Genomic DNA, 18,626 nt, shown 5'->3' with positions numbered 1-18,626 from the left:
CTCAACGCGGAAGCCTCGAGGCACTGGCGCACGGCCGGGGCCAGAAGGCATACGCCGCGCGCGCCGGGCAGGCTAGAGTGCGAACCCTGCCCGGGGGCGTTCACGACCATGGTCACCCGAAAGAGCGAGGACAACGAGCGGCTCATCGACCGCGATCTGACGGCCCTGGCGCGCGAGGGACGGCTCACGGCCGCGCATGGCATGGACAGCGCGGTGACGGAGGTGCTCGGCCTTCTGGCGCGCGGCGGCAAACACCCGCTGCTGTCCGGCGAGACCGGCGTGGGCAAGTCCGCCCTGGTGCAGGAAGTCGCGCGCCGCATCGTCGAGGGCCGCGTGGACGCGGAGCTCGCCTCGGCGCGCATGGTGGAGGTGTCCGTCGCCAACATCCTGGCGCGCAGCACCCAGCGCCAGGCGGCCGAGACCTTCGAGGAGCTACTCGAGTGGCTCCAGCGCCACCCCTGCCCCATCGTCTACATCCGGGATCTGCCCGCGGTCATCGGCGGCCCGCTCGCGCCCGTGGCCTTCCGCGCCCTGCGCACCGGCACCCCGCGCTTCATCTTCGAGACCGAGCCCAAGCGCGTGCAGGAGCTGCTGCGCGCCGACGAGTCCTTCGCCGAGCGGCTGCACCTGGTGCCCCTCCAGGAGCCGCCCACCGAGCGCGCCCGGTGGATCCTCCACCGCGTCGCCGAGGAGCAGGAGCGCGAGCTGCGCCTGCCCATCGATCCGGCGGCGTGCGACCTGGCGCTGCGGCTGGCCTCCAAGTTCCTCCTCGCCCAGCGGCTGCCGCGCAAGGCCATCGAGCTGCTCAAGGAGACGGCCGCCGAGGCCGCGGGCAGCGCCAAGGATCGCGTGGGCCCCGAGGACATCCTCACCCGCTTCTGCGCCACCACGCGCCTGCCCCGCTTCGTCGTGGACGACGCCATGGCGTTGGATCTCGACGAGACGGAGCGCTTCTTCGGCGAGCGGCTGCTCGGGCAGACCGACGCGGTGCAGGCCGTGCTGCGCTCGGTGGCCCTGCTCAAAGCGGGCCTGAACGATCCGCGCCGGCCCCTGGGCGTGTTCCTCTTCGCCGGCCCCACGGGCGTGGGCAAGACACAGCTGGCCAAGCTGCTCGCCGAGTACCTCTTCGGCTCGCCGGATCGGCTCGTGCGGCTGAACATGGCGGACTTCCCCAACGACGGCGACGAGAGCGTCCCCTTCGGCGCCGCCTGGGCCCCCGCCATCGACACCAAGCGCGGCGAGCTGACGGCCCTGCTCGAGGGTAAGGTGTTCACCGTGCTGCTGCTCGACGAGTTCGAGAAGGCCGCGCGCAGCGTGCACGACCGCTTCCTCCAGCTCTTCGACGAGGGCACCTTCGTCAATGGCGCGGGGGAGACCATCTCCTGCAACAACACCGTCATCGTCGCCACGTCCAACGTGGGCTCCGAGGTGTACCGCGAGCCGTCCATCGGCTTCGTGGGCTCGCGCCGCGCCGAGGAGCTCATCGTCGAGGTGGACCGGAGGATCGCCGACGCCTTCCGCCCCGAGTTCCTCAACCGCTTCGACGCCATCTGCCACTTCCAGCCGCTCAGCAAGGTAGAGATCCGGAAGATCGCCCAGCGCGAGGTGGGCCGGGTGCTGGAGCGCGAGGGCATCCGGGCGCGCGGCCTGGACGTGGAGGTGACGCCCGGGGTGGTGGACCTGCTCGTGGAGCGGGGCTACTCGCCGCAGTTCGGCGCGCGCTACCTGCAGCGGGAAATCGAGAAGACGCTCACCGCGGCGCTCGCGGTGGAGATCGCCCGCAAGCCGCTGCGGCCGGGCACGCCCGTGCGGGTGGAGACGCGGCCGGGCAACAAGGTGGTAGCGGTGGCGGAAGTCGCGCCGCAACCCCGCGAGGAGACGGCCCAGCTCGCGCTGCCCACGGAGAAGTCGGTGTCGGCGGTGAAGCGGCGCCTGGACAAGAAGTCCCTGCTCGCCGAGATGGACCGGCTGGTGGGACGGGCACGCGCGCTCGCTGTCTCGGCCAACCGGCCCCGGCTGGAGGAGCGGCGCGCGGAGCTGCTCGCGGCCACCCAGGCGCCCAACCTCTGGGACGATCCCCAGCGCGCGGCATCCACGCTCCGGACCTTCCGCTCGGTGGAGGCGCAACTCAACGAGTTGGATCGGCTGGAGGAGCGCTCCACGTTCGCGCGGCGGCTCGTGCGCGAGGCCAGGGGCGAGGCCCAGCTCGCCTCGGCGGCCAAGCAGGTGGAGGAGGTCGCGCGCGAGGTGCAGATGGCCGAGGTGCTGGGCACCTCCGGGGAGATGGACCGGGGGGACGAGGCCCTGGTGGACATCTGCGCGAGCGAGACGAGCGAGGGGCAGGCGGCGTGGGTGCAGGAGCTGGCGTCCATGTACCTGGGCTGGGCGGAGCGGCGCGGCTACGAGGCGCTCGCGGTAGCGGAGGCGGAGGAGCCCTTCCGGGTGGTGGTGCGCGTCACCGGCCCCGGCGCCTACGGCTACCTGTCGGGCGAGGCGGGTCTGCACCGGCGCATCGAGGAGGAGAAGCGGCAGCGCGCCTACGTGCGGGTGCACCGGGGTGGACCCACGGAGGAGCTCGAGCAGCTCGACGTGGACGGCCGCGAGGTGCGGCGGCACGAGGGCACCTTCGTCAACCGGGTGAAGACGGAGGTGACGGTGCGCGACGAGACGAGCGGCCGGGTGATGACGCTCGCGGGCGCGGGCGAGCTGGAGGAGATGAAGGACATCGCCTCGCGGGTGGTGCGGGGCCAGGGCGGCAGCGGCACCGCGGACGAGGCCCGGCGCTACCACCTGGGCCGCAGCGCCCGCGTCGAGGATCCCCGCACGGGCGCCGGCACTCCCCGGGTGAAGGACGTGTTGCGCGGCGAGTTGGATCTCTTCATCGCCGCGTGGATTTCCCGTCCGCCCCTCGGGGGCCCCACCCCCACGAGTTGACGCGCCCGGGGGGCGAGGGCGTCTAGGATGGGGGCATGAATTCCGTTATCGGCGCGTGGAAGAAGACCCTGGCCTGGGTCCGCTCCCGCGCGTGGATCGCCCTCGCCCTGCTCGCCGGCTGCCGCGGCCCCGTCCAGGTGTCTCCCCAATCCCCCGCGCTGCGCTTCAGTGGCCGCGTGGATTGGAGAGATGCCTCCGGCCCCCGCATCGCCTGGGGCGGCTCGTCCCTGACCGTGCGCTTCACCGGCACCTCGCTCGGCATCCGCCTGTTGGATCTCCCCAAGTACGAGGAGGCCGCCCCCAACCGCTTCCGCTTCAGCGTGGACGGCGCCCCCTTCCGCGACCTCTATATCGGTGAAGGCCCCCTGCTCTACCGGCTCGCCGAGGGACTGCCCCGGGGCGAGCACGTGCTGCGGCTGGAGAAGGAGACCGAGCCCGCCGTCGGGGAGACGCAACTGCTCGGACTCGAGCTGGACCCGGGCGCCCGGCTCTTGCCCGCGCCCCCCGCGCCCCCGCGCCGCATCGAGTTCATCGGGGACTCGGGCCTCACCGGCTTCGGCATCGAGGGCAAGAACGCCCAGTGCAGCTTCAACGCGGAGACCCAGCGCGCCTCCCTCACCTGGGGCGCCCTCACCGCCCAGGCGCTCGGCGCCGAGGCCTCCTTCGTCGCCTTCTCCGGCAAGGGCGTGGCCGTCAACTACGGCAACGATCCCACGCCCCCGCTGCCCCAGCTCTACACGCGCACCCTGCCCCACCGCGAGGACGCCCCCTGGGACTTCTCCTCGTGGATCCCCGACGCGGTCGTCATCCAGCTCGGCGCCAATGACTTCTGGAAGGAGCACCCGGGCGAGGAGCGCTTCCGCGACGCCTACCGCGCCCTCGTGGCGGACGTCCGCGCCCACTACCCCCAGGCCCACATCGTCTGCGTCCTCGGCTCCGGCGTCAGCGACACCCACCCCAAGGACATCCAGGCGCGCACCCGCGTGCGCGAGCTGCTCTCCGGACTCGTGGACACCCTGCACCAGCAGGGAGACCGCCGCGTGCACTTCGCCGAGGTCCCCGCCAACCGCGAGGACGAGGGGCTCGGCTGTCTGTGGCACCCCAGCCGCAAGACGCACCAGCGCACGGCCGAGCAGATGACGCCCCTCTTGCGCGAGTGGCTCGGCTGGTAGTCAGGGCGTTGCCGCCCCTCCAGGCGCCGGTGCCGCGGGAGGCGCCGCCGGGGCTCGTCCCCACTCGCACATGGCGCCACGCATCCACTGGCGCGAGCAGGCCTCCCGGGCGATCGGCTCGCGGAACTGCCAGAGCAGCGCGGCCAGCACCGCCAGGAGGACGAAGAACAGCAGACCCCACGAGCGCGGCTCGCCCTCGTCGTCCTCGTGCACCGTCACGAGCGCCGAGCGCAGCATGTCCGCCCTGTCCACCGTGGCGCTCTTGGGCAGCCGGGGCCGGCGGGTGATGAGCATCGCCAGGTCGCGCGTGAGCATCAGCCTGTCATTGAGCGCCCAGCCCGAGCCCTCCAGCAGCAGCGCCAGGTTGCGCTTGCGCAGCTTGAGCCAGCCCAAGAGGCCCGAGGGCAGCATCACCACGGCGGCGGCGATGATGAGCGCGGTGAGGACATCGAACACCGTGAGCGAGCGCACCTGCGACACGATGAACGCCAGCGAGGAGCCCACCGCCGCGAACGCGATGCCCGTCGCCGCGAGGAAGCCTCCCGGCCCTCCCACGGGAGCCGCCGCCGGGGCGGGAGCCGGAGCCGTGGGCGCCGCGGCCGGAGTGGCCACCGCGGAGGCCGCCACCCCGCTGCCGTGCGTGTAGCTCTTCTCCAGGGACTCATCGAGCGACTTCTCGCCCGCGGCCGCCATCCCCTCGATCTTCGAGGAGATGAACTTGCCGATGCGCTCGAAGGGCATCGTCATCGCCTCCCACAACGACACGGGCTGCCGGACGATCTGCGTCACCACGGCGTCGTACTCGCGCTGCTCCACGTCGTAGAACACGCCGCGCTTGCCCACCGACAGCTCGGTGCTGCGCCCACGCGTGACGGGCACCGCCACCTCGTAGCTCTCCCCGCCCTCCCGGGCGATCACCTGCACGTAGAGCGTGCACGTCGTGCCCTGGTTCGTCAGCGCCGAGTGCGCGGCCCGGTCCTTCACCAGCACCGACAGCCGGTAGCGCCGCCCTCCGAGGATGAGCGTGCCGCGCTCCACCAGCGCGCGCCGCTTCGTCTGGTAGAGGTCCGGCATGCTGATGAAGTTGTTGGCGAACGTCAGCAGCCAGCGCTGGTAGAGGATCAACCGCTCCAGGTCCTCCACCGCGCCCAGGGTGTCCTTGCGCGCCAGGTCCTCCCGGCACTTCGCCTCGATGGTGTCCAGGTCGGACTCGGAGATGCTCGCCAGCACGTCCGCCCAGTCGCGCAAGGGGCTCGCCTCCAGCCGCGCCTGCCAGGCCAGGATGGCGTCGGCCCGCGCGGACATCTCGCGCCAGGACGCGTCCGACAGCGTCGCCTGATCATTGGACACCGGCACCGCCACGTCCCGCCGGAACGCATCCAGCTTCTCGAACGCGGGCCCCCGGTACATGCGCGACCAGCGCAACAGCCCCCCGGGCTCGGGAGGCGCCACGGGCAGCTCCGACACCACGCGCGAGAGCGCCTGGAGATCCCCCAGCGCCCCCTGCACCCGTCCCCCGTCCAGCTTGAGGCTCGTGACGGCCTCGGGCTGGGCCGCGATCAGCCGGCACTGCAGGAAGTACGTGTCCAGCAGCGGACGCACCTCCTGGATGCGCCGGGCCCGCTCCACGCTCGGCGCACCCCAGACGAGCACCGCGGCCCGCTCGGCCAGGTGGGCCAGCAGCGCCCGCCGCTCCTCGCGGAAGCGCTGGAGCGTGGGCAGATCCACCCCGGGCTGTCCCGCGCGGTTCTTCACCTCGGCGAAGGCCCCCATGAGCCGCGAGGCCAGGGGTTGCACGGCCGCGGGCAGGAAGGCCGGTGCCACGATGCCATCCCCGTTGTGCCCCGTCTCGCGCAGCGCCCGATCACTCGCGCGCACCTGCTCGAGCGAAATGCGCGTGCGATCCTCGGCCTTCAAGGTGTCCAGCAACAGGCCGGCCGCGTCCCGGGCCCTCACCGCCCCGTCGGCGAGCATGTCCAGCACCAGCACGTCGCTGCCCGCGTCCGCCCCCTGGAAGGAGCGCAGGTGCTCCGCCGTGAACCGCACGGCCTGCCGCACCTCCATCACCCGGATGCGTCCATTCTTGTCGGTGTCCAGGTACTCCAGGAAGCGGCGATCACAGGTGAGCCCCTCGAGCGGACACGCCGTCGCGAGCCACTGCGTCTCGGGAATGTGGACGGCCTCCACCAACACCTCGAAGGAAGGAATGGAGACCTGGAGGGACCCCCCATAACGGCGGTAGACGAGTTGACGCGGCATGGCGCACAAGAGAGCACAGCGGCCCGCACGCTGTCCCGAGGACAATCAGGGCGCTCGGTGGCCCGCCTGGCGTGTGGTGCGCCTTGCATCCCGCCCCCTGCTCGGGGCATGTGGAGAAGCGTGAGCCAGCCAGAGCAGCAAGTAGGAGTGAGCGGAGTCCGCCTCACGTCGGGGGACGATCTCTTCAGTGCCTATACGGACACGCGCGTCCGGCGCCTCACCCGCCGCCAGTTCCTCACCTATGGCCTCGGCCTGGTGCTCTTCGCCGTGCTCGCCTACGTCGCCTTGACCTTCCAGCCGGAGGCCACTCCCTTCCGCGTGGATACCTACCAGGGGATGCGCACGGTCAAGCGGGGGATGTCGCCCCAGGAAGTGTCCGGCATCCTCGGGCCGCCCGTCGGGCGGGAGCAGCGCGGCGATCAGGAATGCTTCCAGTACGGCCGCCCCAGCCTCAAGGCGGCCAGCTTCATCCTGACCACGCTCTGCTACGTGGATGGCAAGCTGCAGAACGTGAGCGCGCGGCGCTACAACTCCTGGGTCGTCACGAGCGACGGCGCCATCACCCCCGCCCCCATCGAGGGCGAGGAGCTCATCCCCCCGCCCGAGCCCGGCGCTCCGAACCTCGCGGGTGACGCCCAGCCCTGAGGCCGCGCCCCCCGGCCGCTCAGAGCTGAGAGGTGGAGGGTCCGACCTCGCGCAGCAACACCCGGCGCCGCAGGTGGTCCACGTCGTAGTGCGCGACCGTGTCATCGACCACCAACGGAAACCGCGCCTGGGAGGACATCTCGGCGGGCGTCACGGAGGAGGCCACATTCGTGAGCGCCTCACGCACCCGGCGGTAGGTATCCCCCCGCAGCAGGGCCAACTGGCTCCAGGCTGACGGGTCGATCTCGACGGTGTAGGCGGTGGGGTTCATGCGAAATGCTCAGTGTTCACCAACCCTTTGAGCACGAATCGGGCCAGCCCTCGGCCCTCGTGATTCCAAGGGTTTGGTGGGGCGTCCACGGCGACTGGTGGAAATTGTTACAGAGCCAGGGTTCAGGGCCTGGAATGTTGGATTGATTCAGGGCGGGGATTGCGGCACCAAGCGGCAGTCCTTTCGCCGTGAGGTACCGTCATTCCCAGCACCAACCTGACCTTCTCGTCCGTCGAGGCCCACCGCAGCTGGCTGGAGGAGCAGTCCGCCCTGCCGCGAGGATTCCGTGTCGGTCGGACGCGCTTCGACTTCGTGCCCGCCGAGGTGGACAAGCCCGCGAAGATGAACCTCACGCTCATCGTGCTCGACGAGCCGACGCCGGCGTTCGGGGCGGTGTTCACGACGAACGCGTTCCCCGGGGCGCCGGTGCTCGTGGGCCGTGAGCGGCTGCGCGAGCCCACGCTGGGCGCGGTGGTGGTGAACAACAAGGTGAGCAACGTGTGCGCGCCGGGCGGCGTCGAGGCCTCCGAGCGGCTGTGCGCGGAGGTGGCGCGGGGCCTGGGGTTGAGCGCCACGCAGGTGCTGCCCTGCTCCACGGGCGTCATCGGGTGGAGGCTGCCGGTGGACGCCATGGTGGGGGCGGTGCCCGCGGCGGTGGCCTCGCTCGACGCCCGCTCGGTGATGCCCGCCGCCGAGGGCATCATGACGACCGACCTCTACCCCAAGGTGCGCCGGGCCTCCGTGGGCCAGGGCAGCATCGTGGGCATCGCCAAGGGGGCGGGGATGCTCGAGCCCAACCTGGCCACCATGCTCGTCTACCTGCTCACCGACGTGGACGTGCCCCGCGACGCCCTGCGCGCCACCCTGCGCTCGGTGGCCGCGAAGACGTTCGGCTGCATCAGCGTGGACAGCGACACCAGCACCTCGGACACCGTGGCCATCCTCTCCTCGCGCCAGGTGCCCTGCCCCTCCCTCGCGCAGTTCGAGTCCGCGCTCGAGCGCGTGTGCGCCGACCTCGCCGAGGACCTGGTGCGCAACGGCGAGGGCGTCCACCACGTCATGCGCGTGCGCGTGCACGGCGCGCCGGACGAGGCGGTGGCGCGCGGCATCGGCAAGTCGGTGGTCAACTCGCCCCTGTTCCAGTGCGCCGTCAACGGCAACGATCCCAACGTGGGCCGGCTGGTGATGGCCATCGGCAAGTACGTGGGCGCGAACCACCCGGGGATGGACCTGTCGCGCTGCACGCTGCGCATGGGCGGCCGCATCATCCTCCAGCAGGGCACCTTCCGGCTCGACCACGAGGCCGAGCGCGCCCTGGTGGCGCACATGAAGGAGGCCGAGCTCTACGCGAGCGTGGCGCCCGCGGACGGGCTCACCTTCCAGCCGCCGGTGACGTGGCCCCCGCACGAGCGCGCGGTGGAGATCGACGTGGACCTGGGGCTCGGCGCGGCGGCGTGCACGGTGCTCGGCTCGGACCGCAGCCACGAGTACATCAGCGAGAACGCGGACTACCGCAGCTGACGGCGCGCGGGGGGGGGCGGCACCTCCCGCGAGGAGTGCCGCCTCACATCTTGCGCATGCGCACGCGGCGCACCTTGTGGTCCGAGCCCTTGAGCAGGATGAGCCGCGCGCGCGAGCGCGTGGGCGCGATGTTCTGCGCCAGGTTGGGCCCGTTGATCTCCGCCCAGATGGACAGGGCGCGCGCCGTGGCCTGCTCCTCGGAGAGCTCGGCGAAGCGCCGGAAGAAGGAGCGCTCGTCGCGGAACGCCGTCTCGCGCAAGCTCAGGAAGCGGTCCACGTACCAGCGGCGGATGTCCTGCTCGTGCGCGTCCACGTAGATGGAGAAGTCGAAGAAGTCCGACAGGAAGGTGTGCGGCAGCTTCCCCCCCTCCACGGGCCCCGTCTGCAGGACGTTGAGCCCCTCGAGGATGAGGATGTCCGGCCGGCGGATGGACAGGAACTCACCGGGGACGATGTCGTAGACGAGGTGCGAGTAGACGGGAGCGCTCACCTCGGCGCGGCCGGATTTGATCTCCGCGAGGAAGCGCACCAGGGCGCGCCGGTCGTAGCTCTCCGGGAAGCCCTTGCGCAGCATGAGGTTGCGCTCGGTGAGCACCCGGTTGGGGAAGAGGAAGCCGTCCGTGGTGACGAGCTCCACGTGGGGGTGATCCGGCCAGCGTGACAGCAGCGCCTGGAGGATGCGCGCCGTGGTGCTCTTGCCCACCGCCACACTGCCCGCGATGCCGATGACGAACGGCACCCGCTGGGTGAAGCCGCCCAGGAACGCCTGCTGCGCCGTCCACAGGCTCTGCGCCGCCGCCACGTGCAGGTTGAGCAGCCGGGACAGGGGCAGATAGACCTCCTCCACCTCCTTCAAGTCCAGTTGCTCGCCCAGTCCTCGCAGCCCCTCGACCTCCGCCGCGTCGAGCAGCAGCGGAGTCGACGCGCGCAGCGCCCTCCACGCATCGCGCTCGAAATCCACGAACATGGACGCGGCCTGTTGCTTGAGTACGGACATGCGGCCGCCCTCCCTGACGGCCACCCCATCCTACCCAAGTGTCTCGCGCAGGACGGAGTCCTCTTCCCTCCAGAGGCGCCCGGACCCCGAACCGTCCGTGAACGACACTGGCCCCGGACTTCGGCTCCATCGACCTCACCAAAAGCGGGCAGGCGACCGTATTTCCGAATTGCGCGGTTTTTCCCGATATTTTCCAGGAGGTCGGAGATGAAGGCGATTGAAAGCCAGGGGAGCCGTTCGAGGTGGGGGCTGGGGACGGCGGGGGTGCTGTGGGTCTGCGGCGCGGTGGCCTGTGGCCCGATGCAGCCGGAGCCCCTCGAGACCTCCGGAGGCCCGGCGCCCGTCACCTCCGTGGGCCAGACGCTGCCGTCCGACAATGGAGAGTCCCTCAATGGGCTCGCCTTCAATGGCCTGGCCTTCAACGGGCTCGCCTTCAATGGCCTGGCCTTCAATGGCTTGAACAGCGAGGCCTTCTCCTCCTGGTACGACCAGGATCCGGCCCTGGCCGACAACGTCATGAAGTACGTCACGGCGTGCGCGGTGCCCGCCGGGCAGACGCGCACGTACACGGACAGCCAGGGCCAGGTCCGGGTCTGGAGCGGCTCGCTGGGGCTGGCGCCGGACTGGGTCAGCGGCCGTCCCGCCACCGTGACGGAGCAGCAGCTCGTCTCCGCGTGCCTGGCCGCCCACGTGAACAAGTTCGGGCGCACCGTGCCCATCTCCGTCCTGGGCCGCACCGCGCACGAGGAGCCCATCGCCACCACGCCCGAGGAACTCCAGACCTTCTCCCAGCGCGAGGGGTGCTTCTTCGGCAACCTCTTCACCGAGGAGGGTGTCTTCGTGGGGCATGACGACCTTCTCTTGTCGCCCCAGCAAAGCAGCGTGCGCGCCTGCGCGCTCGAGCCGGGCCAGGAGGGGTGCGCGCCCATCTCCCAGGTGGGCCCTTGCGCCTCGCGGTGCACGCCCGATCCCACGAATACCTCCTACACCCACTGCACCCTCGACGGCACCACCTACGCGGCCATCACCACCCGCATCCGCCCACAGGAGATCTACACGTGTGGCGATGGCGTCTGCCAATTCACCGAGTCGTGTGGCCTGGGCACGGACTCCGCGCATTGCACCGCGGATTGCGGCCCCTGCGCACCATGAGAGGTCCTCTTCCAGACGAATCACAAACACCCCGCCCCGCTCGAACGACAAGACAGAGGACACGCGGAGAACCCCCGGAGGGCGGCCCACGCCCCGGGGGTTTTTCCTTTCATGCAGCGGCTCCAGCGGCCTGTCGCCATGGGGACACTGAGCTGCCCCCCGAGCGCATTTCCCTCCAGGCAGAGAACCGTTAATCCTGAGAAAGACGAGAGAGCGGCTGAGAGCGCCGTAGGCCAGAGCACGAACACCCAACACATCGGGACGGGGGGGCAATCCATGAAGAACTGGACGACACTGCTGGACGGCGAGCTGCGGGAACAAGCACTGAGGACCGTGGATGAGATCGCCGAAGTGCTCCAGTCCAGTCAGGGATTGGAAGGGCCCACGCTGTCGGGGGGACTCGCCGGACGCGCCCTGCTCTTCGCCGAGCTGCAGCGGGGCCGGCCCCAGCTCGGCCACGGCGGCCACGCGGAGCGGCTCATCCACCAGGCGGCGCTGGCCATCGAGGAAGAACCCCTGCTGCCCTGGCTCCACGGGGGCTTCGCCGGAATCGCCTGGTCCATCGAGCGGCTCGGCGCCCTCGGCCTCCATGGACTCGAGGACATGGACGAGATCGACAAGGTGCTGCTTGATCTCCTCTCGGGGCAGCCGTGGAACGCGGACTACGATCTCATCCGTGGCCTCGTGGGCCTGGGCGTCTACGCGCTGGAGCGCCTGCCGCGCCCCCTCGCCGTCCAGTGCCTGGAGGCCATCGTCGCGCGGCTGGAGGAGCGCTCCACCCGCGCGGGAGCGGGCCTGTCCTGGTGGACGCCGCCCCAGCATCTGCCGCCCCACCAGCGCGCCCGCTACACCGAGGGCCATTTCAACCTGGGCGCCGCGCACGGCGTGCCCGCCGTCGTCGCCCTGCTCGCGTTGATCTCCCGCGCGGGCGTGGCGGAGAGGAAGGCCCGTGAGCTCGCCCAGGGGGGCGCGCGCTGGCTGCTCGCCAATGCGCTCCCGGACAGTCCCGGCGCACGCTTTCCCTCGGCCGTGGCGCCGGGCGTGGACGTGACGCCCTGCCGCTCGGCCTGGTGCGACGGCGACCCCGGCGTCGTCCTGTGCCTCGTCGTCACCGCCCAGGCGCTCGGGGACGTGCAGCTCGAGCGCGATGCGCTGGCCCTCGCACGCGAGGCCGCCCTGCGCCCCGAGGAGCAGTCCGGCGTGTGCGACGCGGGCCTGTGCCATGGCGCGGCCGGCCTCGGCCACATCTACAACCGGCTCTACCAGGTGTCGGGAGACGACACGTTCAAGCAGACCGCCACCGCGTGGTTCACCCGCACGCTGCGCATGCGCCGCCCCGGCGAGGGCGTGGCCGGCTTCGTCTTCTGGTCCTCGCCCACCGGCAAGAACGAGGACATGGGCTGGATCGCCGACAAGAGCCTGCTCAACGGCGTCACCGGCACCGCGCTCGCCCTGCTCGCCGCCGCGCAGCCCCACACCCCGATGTGGGACGGCATGTTGATGGCCTCCATCCCCGCTTGATCCGGTCCGCTCCCCATGAAAACCCCACAGACCGAGAACACGTCGCGGGACTTCCCCTTCGCCCCGTCCGGGTTCTTCGTGCTTCGCACGCCCCTGCTCCCCTTCGATGAACTGGACACCTGGGGACAGGGCTTGCAAGCCCCCCGCCTTCCGCCGGGCCTGCCCCTGGAGCCGGCGCTCCAACGCGACCGCGCCACGCTGCGCGCGCGCCTGGCGGAGATGGTGCGCCGGCCCGAGGTGCGCGAGGCACTCTTCGTGGCCTCGCCCGGCTTGCACGAACACCTGGAGCGGTGGGAGCGCGCCCCCGAGAGCGAGCGGGGAGTGAAGCTGGAGCGCGCCCTCGTGCGCTACGTGTCACGCATGGCCGGCCGGCCCACGCCCTTCGGCCTCTTCGCGGGCTACTCCGTGGGAGAGCTGGGCGAGCACACCCGGCTGCGCACCGGGCCGCGCGCGCGCTACCAGCGCCACACCCGCCTGGACATGGACTACGCGAGCCTGCTGGCGGAGGCGTTCTCCCGCTCGCCCGAGCTGCGCCCCCACATCCCCCACCGGCCCAACACCAGCCTCTCCCGCGCCAGCAACCCGCTTCGCCACGCCGAGGGGCGCCTCGCGGCCCGCCACCGCGCCTACCACCTCATGGCGGTCGAGCCGACCGAGTACCTCGAGGCCGCGCTCGCCCGGGCCCGTCACGGCGCTCGGCCCGAGGAGCTGGCGCGCTTCCTCGTGGAGCTGGACCCCGACATCAGCCTCGACGAGGCGAGGGGCTATGTCGACGCGCTCATCGACAGTCAGCTCCTCGTGTCCGAGCTGCAACCCCCGGCCACCGGGCCCGAGGCACTCCCCGTGCTCATCTCCCAGTTGCGCCAGCTTCCCGGCACCACGTCCCTCACCGAGACGCTGGGCGCCGTCCAATCCTGCCTGGAGCACCTGGACCGGGAGGGGCTCGGCGCGTCGAGCGAGCGCTACCTGGACGTGGCGCGCACGCTGGCGAAGCTGCCCGCCCCCGTCGAGCTGCCACGGCTCTTCCAGGTGAACCTCATCAAGCCCGCCCCCGAGGCCGTGCTGGGCAAGGAGGTGCTGCGCGAGCTGGAGAAGGGAGTGCGGCTGCTGCACCGCCTCCACCCCTCGCCCCCGGAGGATGGCCTGGAGGCCTTCCGCGACGCGTTCCTCCAGCGCTACGAGCGCCGGGAGCTGCCCCTGCTGGAGGTGCTGGACGAGGAGTCCGGCCTCGGCCTCATCACGTCCCACGCCCCGGGCGCGCGAGCCGTTCCCCTGCTCGAGGGGCTCACCCTGGGCGCGCCCCAGCCAGCACGCGCCAGCTTCGGCGAGCGCGAGGCCCGGCTGCTGCACAAGCTCGAGCACGTGCAGCGCACGGGCGGCCTGGTGATGGAGTTGAGCGACGAGGACCTGTCCCACCTGGAGAATCCGTCCCGCGCGCCCCTGCCGGATGCCTTCATGGCCCTGGCCACCGTGGCGGCCGAGTCCGAGGAGTCGCTCGCCCGGGGCCGCTTCCAGGTCCGCCTGCACAGGGTGGCGGGTCCCTCGGGCGCCAACGTCCTGGGCCGCCTCTGTCCGGGGGACGAGTTGCTGCACCAGAAGGTGCGCGAGCACCTGCGCGCCGAGGAGTCCTCGCACCCCGACGCGGTCTACGCGGAGATCATCCACCTGCCCCGGGGCCGGGCCGGCAACATCCTCGCCCGCCCGGTGCCGCGCGGCCAGGAGCTCACCTACCCGGGCCGCTCCGGTGCCCCGGATGCCCCGCAGCTCGACGCGTCCGATCTGCTCATCTCCCTGCAGGGCCGCCGCATCGTGCTGCGCTCGCGGCGGCTGGGGTGCGAGGTCATCCCCCGGATGACCAACGCCCACGACCACGAGGCCCGGAGCCTGGGCCTGTACAGGTTCCTGTGCGCCCTGGCCACCCAGCACCAGTGCGGCACCTTGCAATGGAGCTGGGGCCCGCTCGCCCACGCCCACTTCCTGCCGCGCGTCACCCACGGGCGGCTCGTGCTCTCCGTGGCCCGGTGGAACTTCTGGCGCGACACCCTGGAGGGACTCGGCGCCATCACCGGCGCCCAGCGCTTCGCCGCCCTCCAGGCACTCCGGGCCGAACACCGCCTGCCCCGCTTCATCGCGCTGGAGGAGGGCGACCAGCTCCTGCCGGTCGACCTGGACAACGTGCTGAGCGTCGACACGCTGGTGCAGCGCATCAAGGACCGGTCCCGGGTGACGCTGGTGGAGCTGTTCCCCCGGCCCGAGGAGCTGTGCGCCCACGGCCCCGAGGGCCGCTTCCACCACGAGGTGGTGGTCCCCTTCGGCCGCACGCCTCCCGCGCCCGCCGAGCTCCGGCGGCTCCACGAAGCGCCAGTGCCGGCGCCGCGTTCCGAGCTCCCCGCCCGCGCCTTCCTGCCCGGCTCGGAGTGGCTGGACGCCAGGATCTCCACCGGAGCGGCCACCGCGGACCGGCTGCTGACCGGGCTGGTGGCACCGCTCGTGCGCGCCGCGCTGGGCTCCACCGCGGCCGATGGATGGTTCTTCATGCGCGACGCAGCGCCGGACTGGCACCTGCGGCTGCGCTTCCACGGCGCGCCCGAGCGGCTCCAGGAGGTGCAGCACGAGCTGATGAGCATGCTGTCACGGGCCCGCCGGGATGGGCTCGTGTGGAAGGTGCGGCTCGACACCTACGAGCGCGAGGTGGAGCACTACGGGGGCGCGGAGAGCATGCGGCTGTGCGAACGCCTCTTCCAGGTGGACAGCGAGGCGGCACTCCAGTTGTTGGAGCTGCTCCCGGGCAACGAGGCCGTGGAGGCGCGCTGGCGCTTGATGCTGGCCAGCATGGACCACCTCTTGTCGGACCTGGGCATGGACCTGGAGGAGAAGCTGCGGCTGGTCACCGCGCTGCGCGAGGACCTGGGCCGCGAGTTCCACGTCCAACGCGCCACCGAGCACCAGTTGAGCGAGCGCTACCGCCACGAGCGGCGCGGCCTCGAGCAACTGCTCGTCACGCGCCAGGTCCAACAGCCGGTGCTCGCCCGGGGACTGGCGGTGCTCGCTCGGAGATCAGAGCGGCAGGCACCCGTCACCACCGCGCTCCGGGCCCTGTCGGAGGCGGGAAGACTGGCGGTGCCGCTCGCCGAGCTGGCGGGCAGCCTGTTGCACCTGAGTGCCAACCGCATGGCCCGTTCCTCGGTCCGTGAGCAGGAGCTCGTCCTCTATGACTATCTCCGCCGCCACTATGGCTCCCTGCGGGCCCGCCAAGGCCAGACATCGCCCAAGCGCCCCGCCGTGCTCCTCAGCACCGCGGGTTGAACTCCGCGCCCCCGCGCCCATCTGTTCAAGAGGCCACGTTGCATCCCAGCAGGGTCTCTTCCTCAGAGGACGAGCAGTGAAGAGGCCCTCCACATGGGGAATGCGGCAGCGGGTTTCTCCCTGACCACCACTGGACGGATCGCCCTGCCCTCCCCACCCTCTTGTCTCAACCCAGACAAGTGAGGTGGGGATGGATGCGTGGCGAAGCGCGGTACTGCTCTGCTCGCTGATGGTGGGATGTGGTGGTGGGCTGGGCTCGGAGACCCCCACGCCGGAGAGCGAGCTTCCGCCCGCGGGCATGCCCGCCGGAGGAGGAGGCGACCGCGCGAGTGCTCCACCGGCGGCCCGTCCGACACTGGGCACCGCGCATCTCGTCAAGGATGTCTTCCCGCCCTCCGGCCGCCCCTCCCGGACCGACCCGGGCCCCTCGAGCCTGGTGGACTTCCAGGGACGGCTCTTCTTCGCGACCCACTACGAGGACGGCACCCACGCCCTGTGGGCGAGCGATGGGAGCGAAGCGGGCACCGTGCGGGTGAAGGACTTTCCCGCGCTCGCGGACACGACCACGGATCTCGTGACGGAGCTGACGCCCCTGGGCTCCCAGCTCTTCTTCGTCGCGGGAGACGCGGCGCACGGCCCGGAGCTCTGGGTCACCGACGGCACCACCGGCGGCACGCGGCAGGTGAAGGAACTCACGCCGGGCCTGGGCGGCGACTCGGCGCCCTACAAGCTCACCGTGGTGGGCGGCCAACTGCTCTTCTTCCGTTACATCCCCGGCACGGACAGCGGCCACACCGAGCTGTGGCGGAGCGATGGCACGGACGCGGGCACGGTGCTCGTGCGCGACATGGGGCCGGACTCCTCACTGAGCTTCTCGCAGGTGCTCGTGGGCAACACCCTCTACTTCGTCTTCACGGACGCGGAGCATGGCACCGAGCTGTGGAAGACCGACGGCACGAGCGAGGGCACGGTGCTGGTGAAGGACATCCAGGCCGGCCCCGCCAGCGCCTATCCGGCCCACCTGCGGAAGCTGGGCACGTCCGTGTTCTTCCTCACCTCGACGCCTGCCTATGGCAGCGAGCTGTGGCGCACGGACGGCACGAGCGAGGGCACGGTGCGCGTGCGGGAGCTGTCCGCGGACTCGGACGGCCCCATCCCCAACCTGATGGAGGGCCCGGGCAGCCAGTTGTTCCTCACGCTGTCCACGCCGTCGGATCACCTCCTGCGTCTGTCTTCGCTGAAGGTGGACGACACGGGCGCGGTGCGGGAGCGGCCCGTGGCGACGCTGCCCAATGCCTTCTCGGATCAGCCGGATTCGGACGTCCTCCTCGGCACCTCCACCGTGGCGGGCGGCCGGCTCTTCTTCAGCGTGAACATCTCCTCGTCGGGACCCGCGCCCCGGGACGTGCAGCTGTGGATGACCGATGGAACGGCGAACGGAACGCAGCAGGTGTCCCGGCCCCTGAGCTTGTCGGATGAGTTCCAGAGCGAGCTGTTCACCCTGGATGATCGCATCCTCTACAGCAACATCGGCGAGGGACAGGGCCTGGAGCCCTGGGTGAGCGACGGCACGGCGGCGGGAACGCGGCAGCTCCAGGACCTCGCCCCCGGGCAGGACTTCTCCTATCCGCACGACTTCACCCGTGTCGGTGCCTCCGTCTACTTCACGGCCTACACGCCGGGCCACGGCGCCGAGCTGTGGGTGCTGCCCCTGGAGGGGTAGTCCCGGGCCCGCGGGGCTACGGCCCCACGCGGGTCAACGTGGCGTTCTGGAAGAACTCGCCCGGGTAGAGCTGCCCCCGGGCCGTGGCCGTCACGCGACCCGCCATCTCGAAGCGGCCCTGACCATCCGCGAGCGTGACCGAACCGTGCACCGCGGAGAGGGTGAAGAGGACGCCGTTCTCACTCCAGGAGCACGAGGTTCCGGGTTCGAGCAGGGCCCGCTCCTCCTCGAGGTGGGCACCCAGGGAACACCCGCCGGCCACGTCGGAGAGAAGGAATTCCACGGCCGTCCCCTCCGACACGCGCCAGGTCGCCGACACGGGTGAGGACAGGTGGCCCAGCCCCGGAATGCTGTAGTGGGCGGTGCCGGTCATCTCGTAGAGGCCGAGCCACTCCTGACGGGGGGCCTCACACCCGAGCGGGACGAACAACAGACACAACAAAGCGGGCAGACGCGGCATGAGGGCACCTCGGGAAGGACAGGTTCCCGGGGCCCTGTGCAGAAGCCCTGCCAGACCGCCACCGAGGAGCGAGGCTCACGCGCCACGTCCACGCACGGAGCCTCACGTCCACATCAGACGTCGGGCCGTTGCCCCGCGTCCTGCTCCCACATCCGCGTGCGCGACGCCTTCAGCACCCACAGGAGGTGGCGCTGCTCGTCGATGAAGTTGCGATCGATGAGCGAGCGGATCTCCGGCGTCCACTCCTCCTTGAGGATGCGCTCATAGGTCTGGTTGGTGATCTGCTCGCCATCCACCATGGCCATGAAGACGGCCTCCAGGGGCATTCCCTCCTCGATGGGGGTGAAGCCGTGGAGATCACACTGCTCGGCATTGACCTCGATGCACGCCCGCTCCCCACCGAGCTGCTCGATGCAGTCGTTGAGCTCCCGGATGTGACGCAGATGATCGGAGCGGAACTCCATCAGGGCCTGCTCCGCCATCGGGTGGGTGATGATCCGCAGCGCCGCGTCGTAGAGCATCACCGCGTCGATATCGATGTGCAGCAGTTCTTGAAGCGACGACAACATCCTCGAGTCCATGCTCCGTGCCATGTGCTCGTGCCTCCACGATGGGCCGGACCCACGTCCGGGCACGAGTGAAGGTCACCACGTACCGCCCGTGTC

13 protein-coding genes are annotated in these 18,626 nt (G+C 71.1%); 8 read left to right on the top strand and 5 right to left on the bottom strand.

Annotation, left to right across the window (positions count from 1 at the left end):
• Positions 1 to 108: 108 nt before the first annotated feature.
• Positions 109 to 2,934 (top strand): AAA family ATPase, encoded by a 2,826-nt coding sequence (locus F0U63_RS10635; protein WP_395845780.1) that lies wholly within the window; start codon positions 109 to 111, stop codon positions 2,932 to 2,934.
• A gap of 35 nt (positions 2,935 to 2,969) precedes the next feature.
• The gene (locus F0U63_RS10630; RefSeq protein ID WP_395845779.1) at positions 2,970 to 4,106 is read left to right on the top strand and encodes an SGNH/GDSL hydrolase family protein; all 1,137 of its coding nucleotides are present in this window, start codon (positions 2,970 to 2,972) and stop codon (positions 4,104 to 4,106) included.
• Here F0U63_RS10630 and F0U63_RS10625 read toward each other — a convergent pair whose 3' ends face one another.
• Positions 4,107 to 6,365 carry a kinesin gene (locus F0U63_RS10625; RefSeq protein ID WP_395845778.1) on the bottom strand — a complete coding sequence of 753 codons (2,259 nt, stop codon included), beginning with the start codon at positions 6,363 to 6,365 and terminating at the stop codon, positions 4,107 to 4,109. It abuts the gene before it with no gap.
• 120 nt (positions 6,366 to 6,485) lie between these two features.
• On the opposite strand from F0U63_RS10625, the gene F0U63_RS10620 reads away from it, so the two are divergent.
• Positions 6,486 to 7,010 (top strand): hypothetical protein, encoded by a 525-nt coding sequence (locus F0U63_RS10620; protein ID WP_395845777.1) that lies wholly within the window; start codon positions 6,486 to 6,488, stop codon positions 7,008 to 7,010.
• Positions 7,011 to 7,029: 19 nt separating this feature from the next.
• Here F0U63_RS10620 and F0U63_RS10615 read toward each other — a convergent pair whose 3' ends face one another.
• Entirely contained in the window at positions 7,030 to 7,281 is a 252-nt protein-coding gene (locus F0U63_RS10615) for a hypothetical protein (protein WP_395845776.1), read from the bottom strand.
• A gap of 312 nt (positions 7,282 to 7,593) precedes the next feature.
• Between F0U63_RS10615 and F0U63_RS10610 the strand changes: the two genes are divergently transcribed.
• The gene (locus F0U63_RS10610) at positions 7,594 to 8,802 is read left to right on the top strand and encodes a bifunctional ornithine acetyltransferase/N-acetylglutamate synthase (protein WP_395845775.1); all 1,209 of its coding nucleotides are present in this window, start codon (positions 7,594 to 7,596) and stop codon (positions 8,800 to 8,802) included.
• Positions 8,803 to 8,845: 43 nt separating this feature from the next.
• On the opposite strand, the gene coaA is transcribed toward F0U63_RS10610, so the two are convergent.
• Entirely contained in the window at positions 8,846 to 9,799 is a 954-nt protein-coding gene (coaA, locus tag F0U63_RS10605) for a type I pantothenate kinase (RefSeq protein WP_395845774.1), read from the bottom strand.
• Positions 9,800 to 10,006: 207 nt separating this feature from the next.
• On the opposite strand from coaA, the gene F0U63_RS10600 reads away from it, so the two are divergent.
• From F0U63_RS10600 to F0U63_RS10585, 4 genes are all read left to right on the top strand, one after another.
• On the top strand, positions 10,007 to 10,951 hold the full coding sequence (locus F0U63_RS10600) for a hypothetical protein (RefSeq protein WP_395845773.1): 945 nt from the start codon (positions 10,007 to 10,009) through the stop codon (positions 10,949 to 10,951).
• Between the two features lie 276 nt (positions 10,952 to 11,227).
• Positions 11,228 to 12,472: a lanthionine synthetase C family protein gene (locus F0U63_RS10595; RefSeq protein ID WP_395845772.1), complete on the top strand. Its 1,245-nt coding sequence runs from the start codon at positions 11,228 to 11,230 to the stop codon at positions 12,470 to 12,472.
• A 15-nt stretch (positions 12,473 to 12,487) separates the two neighbouring features.
• Positions 12,488 to 15,778 (top strand): lantibiotic dehydratase, encoded by a 3,291-nt coding sequence (locus F0U63_RS10590; protein ID WP_395845771.1) that lies wholly within the window; start codon positions 12,488 to 12,490, stop codon positions 15,776 to 15,778.
• 190 nt (positions 15,779 to 15,968) lie between these two features.
• On the top strand, positions 15,969 to 17,501 hold the full coding sequence (locus tag F0U63_RS10585) for an ELWxxDGT repeat protein (RefSeq protein WP_395845770.1): 1,533 nt from the start codon (positions 15,969 to 15,971) through the stop codon (positions 17,499 to 17,501).
• A 16-nt stretch (positions 17,502 to 17,517) separates the two neighbouring features.
• On the opposite strand, the gene F0U63_RS10580 is transcribed toward F0U63_RS10585, so the two are convergent.
• Entirely contained in the window at positions 17,518 to 17,961 is a 444-nt protein-coding gene (locus F0U63_RS10580) for a hypothetical protein (protein ID WP_395845769.1), read from the bottom strand.
• Between the two features lie 113 nt (positions 17,962 to 18,074).
• Positions 18,075 to 18,554 (bottom strand): ferritin-like domain-containing protein, encoded by a 480-nt coding sequence (locus F0U63_RS10575; RefSeq protein ID WP_395845768.1) that lies wholly within the window; start codon positions 18,552 to 18,554, stop codon positions 18,075 to 18,077.
• Positions 18,555 to 18,626 lie beyond the last annotated feature (72 nt).

The sequence above is a fragment of the Cystobacter fuscus genome (assembly GCF_044360685.1).
Taxonomy (GTDB): domain Bacteria; phylum Myxococcota; class Myxococcia; order Myxococcales; family Myxococcaceae; genus Cystobacter; species Cystobacter fuscus_C.
Note: the sequence above shows the minus strand (reverse complement) of the source record. Positions and strands in the feature narration are given on the sequence as shown.

Coding starts and splice junctions, on each gene's coding strand:
- F0U63_RS10635 (WP_395845780.1), top strand. CDS start 109: ATGGTCACCCGAAAGAGCGAGGACAACGAGCGGCTCATCGACCGCGAT.
- F0U63_RS10630 (WP_395845779.1), top strand. CDS start 2,970: ATGAATTCCGTTATCGGCGCGTGGAAGAAGACCCTGGCCTGGGTCCGC.
- F0U63_RS10625 (WP_395845778.1), bottom strand. CDS start 6,365: ATGCCGCGTCAACTCGTCTACCGCCGTTATGGGGGGTCCCTCCAGGTC.
- F0U63_RS10615 (WP_395845776.1), bottom strand. CDS start 7,281: ATGAACCCCACCGCCTACACCGTCGAGATCGACCCGTCAGCCTGGAGC.
- coaA (WP_395845774.1), bottom strand. CDS start 9,799: ATGTCCGTACTCAAGCAACAGGCCGCGTCCATGTTCGTGGATTTCGAG.
- F0U63_RS10600 (WP_395845773.1), top strand. CDS start 10,007: ATGAAGGCGATTGAAAGCCAGGGGAGCCGTTCGAGGTGGGGGCTGGGG.
- F0U63_RS10595 (WP_395845772.1), top strand. CDS start 11,228: ATGAAGAACTGGACGACACTGCTGGACGGCGAGCTGCGGGAACAAGCA.
- F0U63_RS10590 (WP_395845771.1), top strand. CDS start 12,488: ATGAAAACCCCACAGACCGAGAACACGTCGCGGGACTTCCCCTTCGCC.
- F0U63_RS10585 (WP_395845770.1), top strand. CDS start 15,969: ATGGATGCGTGGCGAAGCGCGGTACTGCTCTGCTCGCTGATGGTGGGA.
- F0U63_RS10580 (WP_395845769.1), bottom strand. CDS start 17,961: ATGCCGCGTCTGCCCGCTTTGTTGTGTCTGTTGTTCGTCCCGCTCGGG.
- F0U63_RS10575 (WP_395845768.1), bottom strand. CDS start 18,554: ATGGCACGGAGCATGGACTCGAGGATGTTGTCGTCGCTTCAAGAACTG.